This window comes from Sphingorhabdus sp. (assembly GCF_040079335.1).
In the GTDB taxonomy this organism is placed as follows: domain Bacteria; phylum Pseudomonadota; class Alphaproteobacteria; order Sphingomonadales; family Sphingomonadaceae; genus Sphingorhabdus_B.
The window spans coordinates 1-2,040 of sequence record NZ_JBEBKL010000122.1 but is presented as its reverse complement, the minus strand read 5'-3'; the positions used below and the strand labels follow the sequence as shown (position 1 = coordinate 2,040).

Annotated in this window: 1 protein-coding gene; it reads right to left on the bottom strand. The window is 62.3% G+C overall.

Going from position 1 to position 2,040, the window contains the following annotated elements; translation table 11 throughout:
* Positions 1-2,040: excinuclease ABC subunit UvrA (uvrA, locus tag ABL922_RS14690; RefSeq protein WP_349024953.1), on the bottom strand; the 2,040-nt coding region annotated here is incomplete at both ends.

Below are 2,040 nucleotides of genomic sequence, written 5' to 3'. Positions count from 1 at the left end.
CAATAATCCAGTCCGCGGTTTTGATGACGTCGAGGTTATGTTCGATCACCACCACGCTGTTGCCCTGTTCGACCAGTCGGTGGAGCACCTCCAATAATTTACGCACATCCTCGAAATGCAGGCCAGTGGTGGGCTCGTCCAATATATAGAGCGTCTGGCCGGTGCTGCGGCGGCTGAGTTCTTTGGCGAGTTTCACCCGCTGCGCCTCGCCGCCCGATAGCGTCGTCGCCTGCTGGCCGACCTTGACATAGCCGAGGCCGACCTCTGCCAGCATCGCCATTTTGTCGCGGATCGGGGGGACGGCCTTGAATATCTCCACCGCATCCTCGACCGTCATGTCGAGCACGTCGGCGATCGACAGCCCCTTCCACTTCACCTCCAACGTTTCGCGGTTATAGCGTTTGCCGTGGCATTCCTCGCACGTCACATAGACGTCGGGCAGGAAGTGCATCTCGATCTTGATCAGGCCATCGCCGCTGCACGTCTCACATCGCCCGCCCTTTACATTAAAGCTGAAACGTCCGGGCTTGTATCCGCGCGCCTCTGACTCGGGGAGCCCTGCGAACCAATCGCGGATATTGGTGAAGGCGCCGGTATAGGTGGCGGGGTTGCTGCGCGGGGTGCGGCCGATGGGTGACTGGTCGATGTCGATCACCTTGTCGCAATGCTCAAGGCCGCTGATCTTGTCATGCGCGCCCGCAATCACCCGCGCGCCGTTCAATTGCCGCGCCGCGGCGGCGTAGAGCGTGTCGATGGTGAAGCTCGACTTGCCCGAACCCGATACGCCAGTGATGCAGCAGAATGTTCCCAAGGGAATGGATGCCGTGACATTTTTCAGATTGTTCGCGCGCGCGCCGTGGAGGGTGAGCTTCTTCTTGTTGCCCTTGCGCCGCGTCTTCGGGACGGCGATTTCGCGGGTGCCGTTCAAATAATCGGCGGTGAGCGATTTGGCCTTGAGGATCGTCTCCAGCGTCCCTTCCGCCATCACCGTGCCGCCATGCACGCCAGCACCGGGGCCGAGATCGACGATCCAGTCGGCAGTGCGGATGGCATCCTCGTCATGCTCGACGACGATCACGGTGTTGCCCAGATCGCGTAGCCGCTGGAGCGTGGCGAGCAGCCGGTCATTATCCTTCTGGTGCAGGCCGATGCTGGGTTCGTCGAGCACATAGAGCACGCCCGACAGGCCCGAGCCGATTTGCGAGGCGAGGCGGATGCGCTGGCTCTCCCCGCCGGAGAGGGTGCCGCTGGTGCGATCGAGGTTGAGATAATCGAGCCCGACATTGTTGAGGAAGCCCAGCCGCTCGTTGATCTCCTTGAGGATCGCCTTGGCGATCTGGCTTTGCGTGGGGGTGAGCTGCGCGTCGAGACTGCTGAACCACGTGAGCGCATCCGACACGCTCATCCGCGTGGGTTCGGAGATGTTGGTGCCCGCGATCTTGACGCTCAACGCCTCGGGCTTCAGGCGCGCGCCGTGGCAGGTCTCGCAGGGCTGGCTGGTCTGGAACTTGCCCAGCTCCTCGCGCATCCACGCGCTGTCGGTCTGCAACATGCGGCGGTTGAGGTTGCCGATCACGCCCTCAAACGGCTTTTTGACGGTGTAGCTTTTGCGGCCATCCTGAAAGGTCAGCTCGACGGGCAGCCCGCCGGTGCCATGCAGGATGATCATCCGCTGGTCCGGCTCCAGCGCGTTCCACGGGGTGGTCAGATCAAAGTCATAGGCTTTCGCCAGGCTCGCCAGCACCTGCATATAATAAGGCGAAGGCGGGTTCGATTTTGCCCAGGGCACCACTGCACCCTGCTTCAGGCTGAGCGCTTCGTTAGGCACCACCAGTTGCGGGTCGAACTCCAGCCGTTCGCCCAGCCCATCGCAATCGGGGCAGGCGCCCTGTGGCGCGTTGAAGCTGAACAGGCGCGGCTCGATCTCTGCAATGGTGAAGCCCGAAACGGGGCAGGCGAATTTCTCGCTGAACACGATGCGGTTGGGCGGCAGGCCGGTATTCTTAAGCCCTCCCCCCTTCAGGGGGGAGGGTTGGGAGG